The organism is Vreelandella sp. L-15, from assembly GCF_056857635.1.
Genome location: NZ_JBSXNN010000033.1, coordinates 51,140 through 67,962 on the forward strand (window position 1 = coordinate 51,140; position 16,823 = coordinate 67,962).

The window sequence follows — 16,823 nt, forward strand, 5'->3', positions numbered from 1 at the left end:
CTTTATCGGTTGGATAGTAGCGCAAAAGCAAAAGGGGCGGTCGCCTAATAGCAGCGCTAATTTTGGCGTGTCCATGCCTGAGCGCAGCGACACATTGCGTTATTTCATGGGTAGAAAATACTATGGGCGTAGAGCTGGGTAGTTGAAAGAACCTTCGCCTGGTTGGAGCAGATGCGCCGACTCGCAACACGAGACGAGCGGCGTACTGACATCCACTATGCGTTCACTTTACTGGGCTGCTCCCTGCCATTGGGGACAGCCAGTGCAGCGAGCAATTCTGGCTAATGGCGGTCATGCAAACGCGTCAGGCAATTAATCGATCATTATCAGAATCTTGGTGGGGAGGGTGACCCGTTGGGAGCAATGCATGCAAATCTCCCAAATCGAAAATAGGCTGGTCGAGCGCAAAGCGCACTAGCATGCATTGCACTAGAATCTCCTCTCCCCACGCGCGGCCGAATGCCTAGGTGCCGCAGCCCTTGGTTAAACCAGCTCGCGGTTTTCCGCGCGGGCCTGCTGCCGATCACGCCATACAGCGCGGCAGATCAGGGCCAGTACGCCCAATGTCAGTACGGGCCAAATCAGCACATAAAAACTGAAAAGCATGGTCATGGTCTTTGCCTCCTTAATACGGTGCTGGCTAGGGTCTGCACCGCCTTTTGGTCAAATATTAAAAAAGTTCACAATCAGTGTTGGGCAGCCAGGCCCGCCGGCCTGCCTTCGGTAGGCTGGTCATCTGACTTCGCCGGGGAGAGGTCGTAGTTGCCTACGCGCTGGCCGATGGTGTCGAAATCGAAGCGCGCCTGACGGCTGGCCAGACTCATCACCACGCATACTAGGGTACTGGCGCCATAAGCGGTCAGCGAGGCTAGTAGCACGGTGTAGTCACGTAAGAAACCGGTCGCGAAAATCAGCGAGGCAACAAGGGTGAGAATGCCTGCGATGAAACCGGCCGTTTGGCCGAGAAAGCCAAACACCATCAGGCCTATGATAACGCCACCGCCGATGCAGGCGAGCAGCTCGAAAAATAACCCACCGGGGCCAGCAAGAGAGATCAACTCGAAGCGCGCAGCGCAGAACAGCACCATGGCGACAAGCACCGAGGTGGTAAAGGCGGCGTTGGTCACGCGGTTCCAGAAACAGCTAGCGATTACAGGGAAAACGATGGCACCCCACAAGGCACCGACGAACACCAGCATGACCAGGATATCCAACGAAAAGCTGGCGAACACGATGCCTATTATCGTGGCGACGATCATAGTCAGACGCCCCACCAGCAGCATGCGCTTGGGATCGGCCCTGCCGCGGGCGATGTTCTTGCCATAGACATCAGCCATCATGATCGCCGATAGCGCGGAGAGGTCGGAGTCGGCGGTGGACGACAACGAGCCAATCACCAGGATGAAAAACAGCGCGATGAAGATGGGTGGCAGGTAGCCTGAGACCATTTGCGGAATCAGGTTGTTCATGTCGCCGTTGAGCGGCTCGACACCAAGGGTCAGCGCCATCAGGCCGATCATGCCCAACCCTATAACGATCGCCCCGTAACCTATGGTAGCGGTGAGGAAGGTGGGTTTAATGTGCTCTTCGTTCACAGCGAATAGGCGCTGGGAAATCGTCTGGTTGCCAATGGCGTAGGCCAGCACCGCGACGAAGAAGGGCGCGCCCTGATTGAGGATGGCGTCAGTGGAAAAGAAGTTGGTCTGCTCGACGCTAAGGTTGTCGAGACCGGCAACTAGCTCTGATGGGCCGCCCATGGCGAAGAACACCGCAGGAATAATCACGATGGCAATGGCCATGAGCGCCACCAGCTGGGCGAAGTCGGTTAGTACCGAGGCGCGAAAGCCCGACCACAAAGTATACAGCAGCACCCCGACTCCGGCGATGATCACCCCGGCCTGGAAGGAAAGTGGCGAGAGCACTGACACCAGCGCCCCGGCAGCGGTAAAGTTGACCATCAAGCTGATCACACTGCCCAGGACATTGGAAAGCGCTAGAATCAGCTGGCTGGAAGAACCATGTCGCGCATGAATCAGCTCGCCCAGGGTGTGGGCATTGGGGGCCAGCTTGCGAAAACGTCGACCGAAGGGGTAGATGAATAGGATCATCAGAGCCCCCCAGAGTCCGTAGTGTATGGGCCCTGATACGCCATAGGTATAGCCGGAAGTGGCCGCAGCATAGAAGGAGGCCGCCCAGATCCAGGTGGCGGTCATGCTAGCTGCACCGATCCCAAACCCTACGCGATGATTGGAAACCATGAAGGCGTCGGCATCCTCGTTCTTTTTGCGAATGCCGAGCGTCATTAGGTAGGTACCGCCATAAAAGGCAATCAGCAGCAAAACAACAGTCAGGGTCGAGAATTGATATAAAGACTCACTGTTCAAAAGCAATTCCTCTGTGGGTGGAACAAATACGCGCAAGGGCCGTCGCACGCAACATGCTGAACGCAGTGGCAACATGGCAGATCCGGCGCAGGGCGTGAGCGTTGCTTGGATGACAGACAGTCGGCTTGTTGGCGCAGAGCTCAGCCGCTGGCATTATCAAGACACGGCAAAAAGACGCCGAATGGGGGCATTAACCCCAAGCGGGGAGGTAGGGTGGCGGGCGGCGCGGCATGCAGCGGCCCTCATCCGAATAATGGCTCGACATGGATTCCCTCTTCTATCGATAGCGTCCGCATCGTGCGGAGAGTCGAAAGTGCCGGTGATCCAAACTGTGGTGAGGCAATACCAAGCGGAACCCTTGCGGGTGCCGATAATAGGGGTTGTATGTGGCTCAAGGCCAGTACCCCAGAGGAGCAATACCTTAAGGTTTACAGTGCAAAATGTCCAATTTACGTCCGATTAGTGGTCAATTGTCAGGTTTGTCAGAAAGGCCTGCTGCGACTGGTGCCTGGCGCCTGACCTCGCTGAAGAACGGCGAGCGTCCCAAGCAGTTGACCCTGGACATCGACGGCCTGCCGATCGAAGTCCATGGCCATCAGGGCGGCTCGGCCTATCATGGCCTTTACGGTACCCGCATCTACTCGCCGCTGATCGCCTCGCTGGCCGAAACCGGCGATATGGTCGGCGGGCTACTGCAAGAGGGTAACGCCGGCCCGGCAGAGAACGCCGACACCTGGATTCCGCACCTGGTGAAGCGGCTCAACGAGAGCACCGGAGCCCAGGTTCGAGTGCCATCGACGCCGGATTCACCGACAACGACACGCTGGAGGCGCTGGAAGAGCGCAACATCGAGTACCTGGGCCGGGTGCGCAGTCACACCGGTCTACAGAAGCTGGCAGCACCGCTCCTGAAGCGGCCACCCGGCCGGCCACCCGAGAAGCCTCGGGAGTGGTGCCACGATCTGGAGTACCAAGCCGGCTCCTGGCCGGCACCACGGCGCGTGGTGTTGGTGGTGCAGGAACGCCCCGATGACCTGCTGCTGCATGCCTTCTTCCTGGTCACCAACCTCGGCAAGTTCGACTGGCCGCCGGAGAAGGTCCTGGCACTCTATCGCAAGCGCGGCAGCGCCGAAGCGCACGTGGGCGAGGTGAAGCCGGCGCTCGACGTGCACCTCTCGTCGACCGATCGCGGCGCCTCCACTGTTCAGGACGTGATGGCGCGCAACGAGGTGAGCCTGCTGCTCAGCCTCTACGCCTACCAGGGCCTGCATGGCCTGCGCTGCCTGCTGGAGCGGCAGACTCGGCAAGGCTGGAGTCTGAGCCGGCTTCGTGAGCAAGTGCTCAAGACCGCCGCCACCTTGTCGCTGCACGCTCGGCGCATCACGGTTCACCTCGGCGCCGCCGCCGACAAGTGGTGGCCGACCTTGCTTAAGGGGCTACCAAAGCTGACCGCGTTGAGTTGACGCTCCAACGAGACCACCACAGCACCAGAAAGCGAGCGACCGGAGCGGCGGTCGGCGATCACGGTTGCTTGGACGGCCGCAATCGATTCCAAAGAGCTATAAAAAAGGTAACTATTCAGTTGGCTGTGGGTAGGGGGTCGCCAACCACCTGATTTTTCTGCATAGTGTACCCAGACAACCGACATGCCATGCGGTGACATGACCATCAGCGATATCAACGTCGACGAGGCCCTGGAGCGGGTCCGGCAGCAGCTCAAGGAAGACCAGACGGTCTCGCCGTCGCTGCGTGCGGCCATCGATGTCCTGATGCTGCTGGTCAAGCTGATGGCCGACCGACTGGCCACCAGCAGCCGCAACAGCAGCAAGCCACCGTCCCAGGACCCCAACCGCCAGCGCCGCACGCGCGCCAAAGGCGAGCGGCGCCCCGGCGGACAACCGGGGCATGAGGGCAAGACGTTGGCGCCGGTGACGGACCCCGACGAGGTGGTCAAGCTCCGCGTCGATCGTCGGCAACTCCCCAAGGGGCGCACTTACCGCCCGGTGGGTGTTGAAACGCGCCAAGTGCAGGACATCGTGATCCAGGCCGTGGTCACCGAGTACCAAGCCGAGGTTCTTGAAGACGATAAGGGACAACGCTACGTGGCGCCGTTTCCCGAGGGTGTGACGCGGCCCATCCAGTATGGCCCTCGCCTCAAGGCGCATGTCGTCTATCTCTCCCAGTATCAGCTGTTGCCCTATGCCCGTATCCGCGAGTTGCTGACGTCCCAGTGCGGTCTGGCGCTGAGCACCGGCACCCTGTTTGCTTTCAACCAGGAGGCCTACCAGCGGGCCGAGGCGTTCGCCGAGTGGGTGATCCCGGCGCTACGCGAAGCGGCCACCGTGCATGCCGATGAGACCGGGATGCAGGTCGGCGGCAAGCGCTACTGGCTTCACAGTGCCTCCAACGAGGCCCTGACCTGGTTGGCCCCACACGCCAAACGCGGCCAGGAGGCGATGGACGCCATCGGCGTATTGCCCTTCGTGAATGGTGTGCTGGTGCATGATCACTGGAAGCCCTACTACCGCTACACGGATTGCCGGCACGCCCTGTGCAATGCCCACCACCTGCGGGAATTGACGGCGGCCTGGGAGAACGATGGCCATGCATGGGCCAAGGCGCTGCATGACCTGCTGCTGGACATGCGTCGCGCCGTGGAGGCGGCGGATGGCAGTTTATCGGCCGATGAGACGCGCGCTTGGCGACAGCGTTACCGAGACTGTTTGGCAAAAGGGGACGCCGAGTGCCCACCGCCGGTCACACCACCCTCTGGAACACGAGGCCGGGTCAAGCGCACTAAGTCGCGCAACCTGCTGGAACGCCTCCGGGCGTACGAGGACGACGTGCTGCGTTTCCTCGACGACCCTGCCGCTCCCTTCACCAATAATCAGGGGGAGCGGGATCTGCGGATGACCAAGGTTCAGCAGAAGATCTCGGGGTGTTTTCGCTCCTGGGAGGGCGCCGAGATCTTCTGCCGGATGCGCAGCTTCCTCTCGACCGCGGTCAAACAGGGCCTGGCGGCGCACACGGCACTGGAGCAGCTGTTTGCCGATGAGGTGCCCGCCTTCATGCGGCGGGAAGAGCTGGACCAGGCGGCGTGAGCTAAACAGTTACGAGTAGTTTTGAAATTCTCGAGTAATCGGATCGCCTTGGCTGCCAGTCACCAAAATTTGATCAAAGCGGCTCCAACGCACCCAGGACGCCCCGAACATCAGCTTGAGACGGTCAGTCATCTGCTGGGTGAGTGAGAAGTTAACCGTCTCAGGGGTGGTCAAATCCAGGTTAGCAGTATCCCGGCTAACGACATTCCCAAGCGGGTCGGTAGCGCTAAAATCACCTTCCAAAGTGTAGTCTACTTTCGAGCGGTAGGTCAGGCCCAACGTAGTTTCAGGCACCGGCTGATAAATAACCCCCAGGTTATAGCCCCAGGCCTCATCTTCACCATCCACTCGCGAGTCAAGCTCAGCAAAACCAGGCCCAGGAGAAGGAGTAGGAACCTTCCGTCGAAGCTCACCCTCTATTTGGTTGTAGGTAATACCCGCCCCGACCGACCACTGATCATTAAATCGATAAGACACGGTAGGCTGTGCGCTTGTTACCGTTACTTCTGTCAAAGTACCAAAGTCACGGCCCACGAAATTATCTTCGTAATCGGTTTTGGAACCGAAAGGCGCATAAACACCAAACCCGAAGGCCAGTTTGTCACTGACAGGGTGCGCGTAAAACGCAAAGGGGATAAGGCTACCCGGCACCATATCGCCTTCACTGCTTCCCGCCACCGGGGTTCCGCCAGCTCGGGTAGCACTAGCATTGTCGATATCTGTACTGACATCTAAATACGTCGCCCCCGCTGAAAATTGCGCGCGGTCCAGAAACGACATACCGGCAGGGTTACCGTACACAATGGTGGCATCGTTCACGTTCGAGCTACGGCCCGCATGACCATAGCCCTGGCCGCTGACGCTCTGCTCGTTAATCTGATATCCGCCTGCGTTAGCTTGGCTTGCAAAGGTAACTGCTGCAACCGCGGCCGCTAGGGTTAATTTCTTGAAGTTATTATGCATTGTGGGCCTCTCTCCCGATGATCCGGCGGACGGTGCGTTCCATCCGCATTGTTCTGACACCTCAGTTTTCGCCCAATGCTTGGTTCGGTTCAAGTGCAAACGAGCGTTTTATTTTATTTTTGGCTTATACATTAGTCGCACGCTCGTTTTAAATCAGTGTTTTAGTCATTTCGACTGAGTCGATCACGCCCACTTGACCTATGGGTTACCCAAAGGTTTTACAATGCAGTTTGAACATTTACCGCCAATCAGGGGGAGGTTATGTCGTTAAGCGATTTAAAAGTTGGCGAGCTTGCCAAGCGCGGTCACGTCACTGCTGAAACCGTCCGCCATTACACCCGAGAAGGGTTGCTATCGCCCCAACGGCACCCTGATAACGGTTACCAGCTCTATTCCGCTGCGGATCTGGAGCGCCTGCACTTTATTCAGCGGGCGCGCAAGCTAGGGTTTAGCGTAGCGGAGATCCGCGACATCCTGGCCCATGCCGACCAAGGCGACTCCCCCTGCCCGCTAGTGCGCGATCTGCTTGCCCACCGGCTGCCGCAAATACGCGCGCGGATTGCCGAGCTAGAGGCACTTGCCGAGCGTATGGAGCAGGCACTGGAGAGCTGGCGCGACATGCCCGACGGCACCCCCGACGGCCATAGCCTGTGCCGCTTAATCGAAAGTTTTCCTGAGGAGGCCCCATGCAGCACGACACCGAGCAAACCGTGATGCTGATACGCACCGTGCCGGGTATGAACTGCCAGGGCTGCGTTAAGCGCATGCGTGAGGCGATTCAAGCCCAGGACCCGGCCGCCCAAGTGGAAGGGTTTCCTGCAGAAAAGCGTCTGGAAGTGACCAGCTCCCTTGACGATCAAGCGCTGGATAGTGCGCTCAACGATGCGGGCTACCCGCCCAGCGACGACGCGAGTGACGCACCACACCCCGACGCACCTGAACCCGCTGAATCGCAGAGCGCTCCCGTGGATGCGCCCCAACTGCGCCTGCTGATTAGCGGTATGACCTGTGCGGGCTGCGTGAAAAGCGTTGAGAAGGCGCTGGCCAACACGCCTGGAGTGAACAGCGCCTCGGTGAATTTCGGCACGCACACTGCCCAAGTTACAGGCAGTGCAACGCCTGATGCGCTAATGGCCTCCGTTGCTGAGGCAGGCTATCGCGCCGAACCGATTGTGGATATACGTGAAGCCGAGCGCACTCGCGAGGCGCAAGAGGCCGTTACCTACCGCCAGCGCCTCAAGGGCAGCGTGCTGTCGCTCTCCCTCGCCATTCCACTGATGCTGAGCATGTTCGTCTATCACCCACACCCCATGGGCGCCGGCCGCTTGTATTGGCTGGTGATTGGCCTGCTGACGCTGGCTATTTTGGCCTTTCCTGGGCGGCACTTTTTCACCAACGCCTGGAAACAACTCAAGCACCACCAAGCCAACATGGACACCCTGGTGGCCATGGGCACCGGCACCGCCTGGCTCTACTCGATGATGGTAGTGCTCTTCGCCCCCTGGTTGCCTGAGGTGGCTCACGGCATCTATTTTGAAGCGTCGGCCATGGTGGTCGGGCTTATTCTGCTGGGCAACGCCATGGAGCTACGCGCCCGAGGCCGCACCAGCAGCGCCCTTAAACGGCTGCTCGACCTGCAGGAGAAAACCGCCCGGGTGATACGCGACGGCGTTGAACAAGAAATCGCGGTGGACGATGTAGCGCTGGATGACCATATTCGCGTGCGCCCCGGTGAGCGGCTGCCGGTGGATGGCGTAGTGCTCGACGGCCAGAGCTATATCGATGAATCCATGCTTACCGGCGAACCGGTGCCCGTGCATAAAACAGCGGACGATGACGTAAGCGCGGGCACGGTGAACGGTAACGGTAGCTTGGTGTACCGCGCCACGCGCATCGGCCGCGATACCCGTTTGGGGCGCATTACCGAGCAGGTGGCCAGCGCACAAAACTCCCGCCCACCGATTGGCGAGCTGGCCGATAAAATATCAGGCGTATTTGTACCCACCGTGATGATTATTGCGGTGCTAACGGCCCTTGCCTGGTACAACCTCGGACCCGCTCCGGTGGCTATTCATATGCTGGTTACTGCTACTACCGTGCTAATTATCGCCTGCCCCTGCGCGCTGGGCTTGGCCACCCCGATCTCTACCATGATTGGCGTGGGCAAAGCCGCCGAGCATGGCGTGCTGGTGCGTAGCGGCGAAGCGCTGCAAACCGCGAGCCGCCTGACCACACTGGTCGTCGATAAAACGGGAACACTGACCGAAGGCAAACCTCGTGTGACCGAGGCAACGGTGCTGCACGATGATAGCGCCCAAGTGCTGGCCTGGGTGGCCGCCCTAGAGAGCCGCTCGGAGCACCCCCTTGCCAAAGCGCTGACGGCCTACGCCGAAGAGCACGACGCCCGCCCTGATACGCTGGCTAGCTTTGATAGCGTGACCGGCGGCGGTGTTAAAGGCACCAGCCAAGCCAATGACACGCTGCTGCTAGGCAATGCGCGCTTATTGGAAGCGTCTGGCGTCGACCTTTCCCCAGCAGACGAGAGCATTCGCCAGCTGGAAGCCAAGGCGCGCTCGCTGGTCTATTTGGCCGTCAACGGCAAGCTGGCCGCCCTCTTCGGCGTTAGCGACCCGCTGCGCAAAGATGCCGCTGCCGCCGTGAAGCGCTTGCAGGATGATGGGTTAACCGTGGTGATGTTGACGGGCGATAACGAGCATACCGCTGCTGCGGTGGCCCGCGAGGTCGGCATTAGCGAGTTCAAGGCAGGTATGACGCCTGACGACAAGCACGCAGAAATTGAGCGCCGCCAAGCGGCAGGCGAAGTGGTCGGCATGGTGGGCGACGGTATTAACGACGCCCCCGCGCTGGCCCGGGCCAACGTGGGTTTTGCCATTGGCCAGGGTACCGATATCGCCATGGAGAGCGCCGGTATTACGCTGATGCGCGGCTCACTACACGGCGTGGCCACGGCGATTGAACTGAGCCGCGCCACGCTCTCTAACATCAAGCAGAACCTGATCGGCGCGTTTGGCTATAACGTGCTGTGCATCCCGATTGCCGCTGGCGTGCTCTACCCCATGACCGGCATGCTGCTGTCACCCATTATTGCGGGCGCGGCCATGTCGCTCTCCTCCATCACCGTGGTCAGCAACGCCAACCGCCTGCGGTTATGGAAGCCCACCCAGCAGGAGGCCGTATGAGTTTACTGATCAATCTTGCGGGTATCGCCGTCATTGGCTTGATCGTCTGGTGGTTTTGGCTTAACTAGCAACCGTTTAGCTAACCCCGATATAACGCCCTGGCTTGTGGTTCAGGGCGATAATCAAGTTGAGCATCAGCGCCCCCAACACCGAGTAGCCTACGCGGTCTAGGGGTAGCTGGGTGAGTGCCACCAGCAGGATCACGGCGTCGATGCCGAGCTGCACATAGCCTGCCCGCAGGCCATGTTTATCCTGCAGGTAGAGGGCAAGAATGTTGATACCGCCGAGGCTGGTGCGGTGGCGAAACAGCATCAGCATGCCAATCCCCATCAATGCGCCGCCCATCAGTGCCGCGTAGAGCGACGGCACGTTGGCAAATTCGACCCACCCCTGAGTAAGCTCGGAGAACAGCGAGACCAAGCCAATGGCGACAAAGGTGCGCAGCGTAAAGCTCCACCCCATGCGTTTGATCGCCAGATAGTAAAACGGCAGGTTGATGGCAAAAAACCACACGCCAAATCCCCACCCGGTCAGGTAATTGAGCAGTAGCGCCATCCCTGCGGTACTGCCGGTGAGCAGCACCGCGTGGGTGTAAAACGTCACCCCTAGCGCCACAAACAGCGTGCCCAACAGCATCGCCATGATGTCTTCGTAGGGCTTGTGAGGGTCTTTAGGCAGGTCTTCCATGCGCATGAGTGCGTCCTTTTTAGGATTATTAGAGCGGCCGCTTAAGCGGCCAAGGACGCGAGGATAGCGGAGAGTATTAAACGGGGCTAGCGTGCTCCACCATGAGCTGCAATGACTCGCGACCGCGCCAGCGGTTGCGATTGAGCTTGTAAGCGCAGTGCAGCGTATCGCCCACGCTAAACGAGGGCAACTCCCCCGGTGTGAGCGCGCGAAACCAAATCGCTTTGCTGGTGACGGCCCCCATGGAGAGCTCCATCATCAGGTGCGAACCTTCTGCACCCACCGGGCGCAGCGCTTCCACAATAAAGCGCCCTTCAAATAGCGGCGGGTCGAACTCCCGCCCGTAGGGGCCTAACGTCTCGATTTCCACCAGCGTCGCCAGCGAGAGTTGGGCGGTCGAGAGCTCGCCATCGGTCCACAGACGCGGGTAGAGCGGTGTATCGCCCAGCTGCTCACCGACCGCCTGCAAAAACGCGGCTTTGAAGGTGTCGAGCTGCTCCCGTGGCACGCCCACGCCTGCAGCGCCACTGTGGCCTCCAAAGCGCGGCAGCGCCTCTGGGGCAAGCTCAAAGGTGCGCTGTAGTGCGTCCCGTAAATGCAGCCCGTCAATAGAGCGGCCGGAGCCGGTAAGCATATTGGGTGCCGCCGCCCGCGTAAGCACCACGGCTGGGCGTCCGTAGGCCTGCACCAGCCTTGAAGCGACGATGCCCTGCACGCCGGGGTGGCCATCTTCCAGCAGCACCACGACGGCAGGCTCGTTGGCCTCCAAGGCGGGAACGGCGAGCGCCCGCGCCTCCTCAGCCATATCTGCCTCAATCGCCTTGCGGGACTGATTATCTTGGTCCAGCACTTCGAGTTGACGGTTCGCGACGCCGTCGCTCTCTGCCAGCATAAAGTGCAGTGCCGCGTAGGGGTCATCTAGCCGCGAACGGGCGTTGATCCTGGGGCCCATCTGAAACGCCAAGGTTTCAGCGTTGAAGGGCACGCTGTCGGCCCCTAAGCGCGCGGCCATGGCTCGCCAGCAGGCGGCGTCCATGCGGTTGATTAGCGTCAGGCCATGGCTGACCACCGCCCGATTGGCGGGGCTTCCGCCTAGCGAGACGCAGTCCGCCACGGTGCCTAACGCCACGTAGGAGAGCCACGGTGAGAGCTTCGGCGTGGCCTCCGGCAATACGCCCCACTCCACCAGTACGCCGCGGGCGAGCGACATCAGCAGCCACGCCACCATGCAGCCCGCAATGGTTTTATCCGGGTAGTGGCAGTCGCTGCGGGTCGGGTTCACGCAGGCATACGCCGAGGGTGGTGGGCCTTCCAGGGGCAGCGCATGGTGATCACTGACCACCACATCGATACCGGCTGCTTTCAGCCGCGCAATGCACGGCTCGTCAGAACTGCCGCAGTCGGCGGTAATCACCAGCGTGGGCAGCGGTTTTAAGCTCAGCGTTCGCTCCACCAGCGGCAGGCTGATGCCGTAGCCGTCGTGAATGCGGTGACCAATTAAGCTGTGTAGCTTGTGCTCGGGCACGCCAAATAGCTCGACCAGCGTACGCCGAATGACCACGTGAGAGGTGATGCCGTCCACATCGTAGTCGGTCAGAATGCCTATGGACTCGCCCTCGGCGACCGCCTGGGCAATCCGCTCCGCCGCTCGGCGACCATCGGCAAGTTTTTCAGGATGCACGAGATAGCGCAGGCTGGGCGACACCAGCGGCGCAAGCTCCCCGGTATAGCCGGGCAGCCGCGACGCCAAAAGCCTTGCCTGAAGCTCGCTCAGCCCTTCGGATTGCGCACGCAAATAAACAGCCTCGTCCAGGGGACGAGGCTCTAGGCGGGGCTGGTTACTCTGCTGAGAAAGGGGTGACACTTGGGTCATATCACCTCAGCGACGGTTGTCAGCGACGAACTGCTGTACCGCGCTCAATTCGGCGGGCAACACCGTGTAGCGCTCTTCGCGCTCCAGCAGGTCGTCCATGTGGGTCGGCAGCGGTACGCCCTGGAAGCCCGCTTTCACCACTGCCTCGGCGAACTTCGCCGGGTGGGCGGTGGCCAGGGTGATCATCGGCGTGGAGGTATCCACACGCGCCCGCTCGGCCGCTCGGTAGCCGGTAGCCGTATGCGGATCAAGAATTTCCCCGGTGCGATGATGCGCTTCTCGAATCACTTCTAGAATCGTCTCGTCATCGACGCTGTAGCTGGCGAACTTCTCGCGCAGCTTGGCCAGCGGCGCATCGGCAAGCGCGGTGGGCGCTTGCTGGAAGCGCTCCAGCAGAGCTGCCACGGCGGCACCATCACGGTCGTAGGCATCGAACAGCAGGCGCTCGAAATTGGACGACACAACGATATCCATAGAGGGTGCCAGCGTGGCCGCGAGCTCTTTCTTGGAGAAGTCGTTGGCCGCCAGGGTACGATGCAGAATGTCGTTGGCATTGGTGGCAATGATGAACTGCTTCACCGGCAGCCCCATCTTGTAAGCCATATAGCCCGCAAAGACGTTGCCGAAGTTGGCCGACGGCACACAGAAGCTCACTTCCCGCTGGGGCGCACCCAAGGCCACGCCTGCGGCCACGTAGTAGACGATCTGGGCCATGATGCGCGCCCAGTTGATCGAATTCACTGCCACAAGCCGCGTGCCGTTCAAGAAGCCTTGATTGGCAAAGCTGGCCTTGACCATCGCCTGGGCGTCGTCGAAGTTGCCTTCGATGGCGATGTTGAAGACGTTGTCGGCGAGCACCGAGGTCATCTGACGGCGCTGCACTTCGGAGACGCGGTTGTGGGGGTGCAGTATAAAAATATCGAGGTTGTCGCAGTGGCGGCAGCCTTCGATGGCCGCCGAGCCGGTGTCGCCAGAGGTGGCGCCCATGATCACCGCGCGTTCACCACGCTTTTTCAGGAAGTGATCCAGCAGTCGCCCCAACAGTTGCAGCGCCACGTCTTTAAACGCCAGCGTCGGGCCGTGGAACTGCTCTAACAGGAAGTGGCTGGCATCCAGCTGCTTTAACGGCACCACTGCGTCGTGGTTGAACGTGGCGTACGCCTCGGTCACCAAACGGCGGAAGGTCTCGTCGTCGATCTCACCATTGACGAACGGCTTCATCACCCGAAAGGCGATCTCGGCATAGGAGAGCCCGGCCATGCTGGCCAGCTCTTCACGGCTGAAGGTCGGAACGGTTTCCGGTACGTAGAGGCCGCCGTCGCTAGCCATACCGGTGAGCACCACCTCTTCAAACGAGAGGGCGGGCGCTTGCCCACGCGTGCTGATATAGCGCATCGGTTACTCTCCCTCGTCCAGGCTTTCCACGCGAATACGCGTGACGGGGCCTGCAATATCCGCCATGGCTTCGATCTCGCGGATCGCTTCGTTCATCTGCTTCTCTTTGGTGCGATGCGTCAGCAGAATGATCGGTACCAGCTCGCCTTCGGTGGCCTCTTTCTGAATCAGCGCTTCAATGGAGATGCCCTGCTCGGCCAGAATGGTCGCTACACGGGCCAGCACACCGGGGCGGTCTACCGCCAGCAGGCGCAGGTAGTAAGCCGTGGTGATCTCTTCCATCGGCATAATCGGCAGCTGGCTCACGTCTTCGTCGATGCCGCTAAACGCCAGATAAGGTACCCGGTAGTGGTGGTCGGTGGCGATGTCGCGGGCCACGTCCAGCAGATCCGCCACCACGGCAGACGCCGTTGGCTCAGCACCCGCACCCGCGCCGTAATACAGCGTGGGGCCAACCGCGTCGCCCATGACCGCAATGGCGTTTTTCACACCATGCACATTGGCCAGCAGGCGCTCTTTGGGAATCAACGTGGGGTGAACACGCAGCTCAAGGCCTTGATCGGTACGCTTGGAGATCCCCAGATGCTTGATGACGTAACCGAGGTTGTCGGCCTGCTCCACGTCTTCGGCAGTAATGCGGGAGATCCCTTCGGTGAAAGCTTTTTCAAACTGCAACGGCACGCCGTAGGCAATCGAGGCCAGGATGGTCAGCTTGTGGGCGGCATCGATGCCTTCCACATCGAACGTCGGGTCGGCTTCGGCATAGCCAAGCGCCTGGGCCTCGGCCAATACGTCTTCAAAGGCACGGCCTTCGTCGCGCATGTGAGTCAGAATGAAGTTACCGGTGCCGTTGATAATGCCCGCGACCCACTCGATACGGTTAGCACCCAGGCCTTCACGCAGCGATTTGATGACGGGAATCCCCCCCGCGACGGCGGCTTCAAAGGCAACGATCACGCCCTTTTCATGGGCCGCACGGAAAATCTCGTTACCGTGAACGGCGATCAGCGCCTTGTTGGCGGTGACCACGTGCTTGCCGTTGGCAATCGCGGTGAGCACCAGCTCGCGGGCAATATCGTATCCGCCAATCAGCTCGACCAGCACATCTACGTTGGGGTTGTTCGCCACCTCGAAGACATCGGATGTCGCGTTAATGCCGGTAATATCGCAGTCGGGATGAATACTGCGGTGGGCAACCTGCTCAATCACAATCGGGCGGCCTGCGCGGCGGCTAATATCATCCGCGTTGCGCGTTAATACGTTGAAGGTGCCGCCACCCACAGTGCCTAACCCACAAATGCCTACTCTTACCGGTTTCAAAATACTTCCCCTTTCGTGTTGGGCACCCGCGGGTGCCGCTTCTTAAATCAGTGTCTCAGCGTGTCCGTTCGTCACTTATGTGACGTTATTCATCTTCCAAGCCTAACATGGCAACGAGCCGCTCGGGGGGTACAAATCCAGGCACCATTTGCCCATCGGGCAGGATAATAGCTGGCGTGCCTTGTACCCCTAGCGCTTGCCCCAAGGCGTACTGATCTGCCACCGGGTTATCGCAGCTGGCTTCTGCGGCAATCGTCTGGCCCTCTTTAGCCTGATTCATCGCTTCACTGCGGTTATCAGAGCACCAGACTTGCTGGAGGGTGTTAGCGGCGCCACTGCCCATACCAGCTCGTGGAAAAGCGAGATAGTGTACCGCAATCCCACGTTCGTTGAGCTCGGGCACGGTCTCATGGAGGCGCTCGCAATAGGGGCAGGTGGGGTCGGTAAACACCACCACCGTGGCCTTGGGCTCCTCGACGCCCCTAAACACGACGCGCTCGCTCTCGGGAATCGCTGCCAGCGCCGCTGCTCGCTCTTGGTTGCGGGACTGCTCGGTCAGATTCACTAGTCCATTATCCGCATTTTGGTAGAGGTCCCCTACCAAAAAGTGGCTACCGTCGGCATTGGAGTAAAACGACTCACCGCTCTCCAGACGAACATGATAGATCCCTTCCATCGGCGTGGCGCTCACCTGCTCTACCGGCATCGGCTGGCCGTTCACCTGTAAATTTTCAGCCAAGCGCTCGGCAACATCATCGGCGTAGGCAAAAGCAGGCAGTAAACTGCCCGCCAGCACCAGCCAGGGGGCACAGGATTTCGCAGCTGAAGGCATACGTTGGCGCATTCTTTGATTAACCTCGTGGATGGTGGTCAGCATGCAGTTGCTCCAGGCGCGCCTGGGCAACGTGAGTATAAATTTGTGTGGTGGATAGGTCGCTATGACCTAACAGCAGCTGTACGACCCGTAAATTAGCCCCATGATTCAATAAATGAGTCGCGAATGCGTGGCGCAACGTGTGAGGCGACAGCGGCCGCGATATTCCTGCCGTGATGGCGTGGGCTTTAATACGGTGCCAAAATGTCTGCCGCGTCATTGAGTTATCGCCTCGCCCGGGGAACAGCGCTGGGCGCGTTGGGTCCTGCATCAACGCTGGCCGCGCCGTTTTTAAGTACTGCGCTAGCCACTCGGCGGCCTCCTCCCCCATGGGCACTAGGCGGTCTTTATCCCCTTTGCCGCGCACGCGCACCACCCCCTGGCGCAAGTTGACTGCATCGCCGGTCAGGCCAACAAGCTCAGACACCCGCAGCCCACAGGCGTAAAGCAGCTCCAGCATGGTGCGATCACGCACACCCAGCGGCGTGCCCACATCCGGGGCCAGCAACAGGCGCTCGACCTCGTCTTCTTCCAACGTATCGGGCAGGCTGGGGCGCACTTTGGGGAGCGACACGTTGGCCAGCGGGTCGCTGTCTATATGTCCATAGAGCCGTGCCCAGCGATAAAAACTGCGTAGCGACGACAACATCCGTGCATTGCTGCGCAGCTGGTATCCCTGCTCGCGGCGCTGCTCCATCCAAGCGCCAAACCGCGCGGGGGACGCCGTGAGCAACGTTTCATCATCGCGCTCGAGCTGCTCTTGCCAAGCGGTCAAATCACGACGATAGGCCGCTAGCGTATGGTCGCTGGCGCCCTGCTCTAACCACAGAGCATCCAGATAAGCATCAATCACGCTCATAGGCTAACGGTCTCACTACAAGGCGACAATCGGGTAGGGGCCGGGGTCACCCCCGGCGCCCTCCCACACCACCGGGCATACGGTTCCGTACCACGGCGGTTCATGCAGAACGTTTAAGCCATCTTACCGTATCCAGTATCGATATCAGGCCCTGATCATAAAACCACT

11 protein-coding genes and 2 pseudogenes are annotated in these 16,823 nt (G+C 60.1%); 4 read left to right on the forward strand and 9 right to left on the reverse strand.

Annotated features, from left to right (window positions below):
- Positions 1–483: 483 nt before the first annotated feature.
- Both AC13CY_RS03820 and AC13CY_RS03825 read right to left on the reverse strand, forming a co-directional pair.
- On the reverse strand, positions 484–612 hold the full coding sequence (locus AC13CY_RS03820) for a putative transporter small subunit (protein WP_212715306.1): 129 nt from the start codon (positions 610–612) through the stop codon (positions 484–486).
- A 74-nt stretch (positions 613–686) separates the two neighbouring features.
- Complete coding sequence (locus AC13CY_RS03825; RefSeq protein ID WP_483052320.1) at positions 687–2,384, reverse strand: sodium:solute symporter family protein; 1,698 nt, start codon at positions 2,382–2,384, stop codon at positions 687–689.
- Positions 2,385–2,870: 486 nt separating this feature from the next.
- On the opposite strand from AC13CY_RS03825, the pseudogene AC13CY_RS03830 reads away from it, so the two are divergent.
- Together AC13CY_RS03830 and tnpC are read left to right on the forward strand one after the other, a co-directional pair.
- Positions 2,871–3,846: pseudogene (locus AC13CY_RS03830) on the forward strand (IS1380 family transposase); the annotation flags it as partial.
- A gap of 198 nt (positions 3,847–4,044) precedes the next feature.
- Complete coding sequence (gene tnpC / locus AC13CY_RS03835) at positions 4,045–5,484, forward strand: IS66 family transposase (RefSeq protein ID WP_288101777.1); 1,440 nt, start codon at positions 4,045–4,047, stop codon at positions 5,482–5,484.
- A 12-nt stretch (positions 5,485–5,496) separates the two neighbouring features.
- Here the strand turns inward: tnpC and AC13CY_RS03840 are convergent.
- Positions 5,497–6,447, reverse strand: a pseudogene (locus tag AC13CY_RS03840) (OmpP1/FadL family transporter); the annotation flags it as partial.
- Positions 6,448–6,708: 261 nt separating this feature from the next.
- On the opposite strand from AC13CY_RS03840, the gene AC13CY_RS03845 reads away from it, so the two are divergent.
- Positions 6,709–7,161, forward strand: a complete 453-nt coding sequence (locus tag AC13CY_RS03845) for a MerR family transcriptional regulator (RefSeq protein ID WP_172515360.1) — start codon at positions 6,709–6,711, stop codon at positions 7,159–7,161.
- On the forward strand, positions 7,134–9,647 hold the full coding sequence (locus AC13CY_RS03850; protein ID WP_483052321.1) for a heavy metal translocating P-type ATPase: 2,514 nt from the start codon (positions 7,134–7,136) through the stop codon (positions 9,645–9,647). The genes AC13CY_RS03845 and AC13CY_RS03850 overlap by 28 nt, the downstream gene beginning before the upstream one ends.
- A gap of 75 nt (positions 9,648–9,722) precedes the next feature.
- Here AC13CY_RS03850 and AC13CY_RS03855 read toward each other — a convergent pair whose 3' ends face one another.
- From AC13CY_RS03855 to xerD, 6 genes are all read right to left on the reverse strand, one after another.
- Positions 9,723–10,340, reverse strand: coding sequence for a YitT family protein (locus tag AC13CY_RS03855; protein ID WP_062359474.1), 618 nt, complete (start codon positions 10,338–10,340; stop codon positions 9,723–9,725).
- A gap of 70 nt (positions 10,341–10,410) precedes the next feature.
- Complete coding sequence (locus AC13CY_RS03860; protein WP_172515359.1) at positions 10,411–12,207, reverse strand: single-stranded-DNA-specific exonuclease RecJ; 1,797 nt, start codon at positions 12,205–12,207, stop codon at positions 10,411–10,413.
- 6 nt (positions 12,208–12,213) lie between these two features.
- Positions 12,214–13,602, reverse strand: coding sequence for a threonine synthase (thrC, locus tag AC13CY_RS03865; RefSeq protein ID WP_483052322.1), 1,389 nt, complete (start codon positions 13,600–13,602; stop codon positions 12,214–12,216).
- Positions 13,603–13,605: 3 nt separating this feature from the next.
- Positions 13,606–14,922: a homoserine dehydrogenase gene (locus AC13CY_RS03870; RefSeq protein ID WP_044629618.1), complete on the reverse strand. Its 1,317-nt coding sequence runs from the start codon at positions 14,920–14,922 to the stop codon at positions 13,606–13,608.
- An 85-nt stretch (positions 14,923–15,007) separates the two neighbouring features.
- Positions 15,008–15,799, reverse strand: coding sequence for a DsbC family protein (locus AC13CY_RS03875; protein WP_044629619.1), 792 nt, complete (start codon positions 15,797–15,799; stop codon positions 15,008–15,010).
- Positions 15,774–16,655: a site-specific tyrosine recombinase XerD gene (gene xerD / locus AC13CY_RS03880; RefSeq protein WP_058579710.1), complete on the reverse strand. Its 882-nt coding sequence runs from the start codon at positions 16,653–16,655 to the stop codon at positions 15,774–15,776. Before xerD ends, AC13CY_RS03875 begins: the two co-directional genes overlap by 26 nt.
- Positions 16,656–16,823 lie beyond the last annotated feature (168 nt).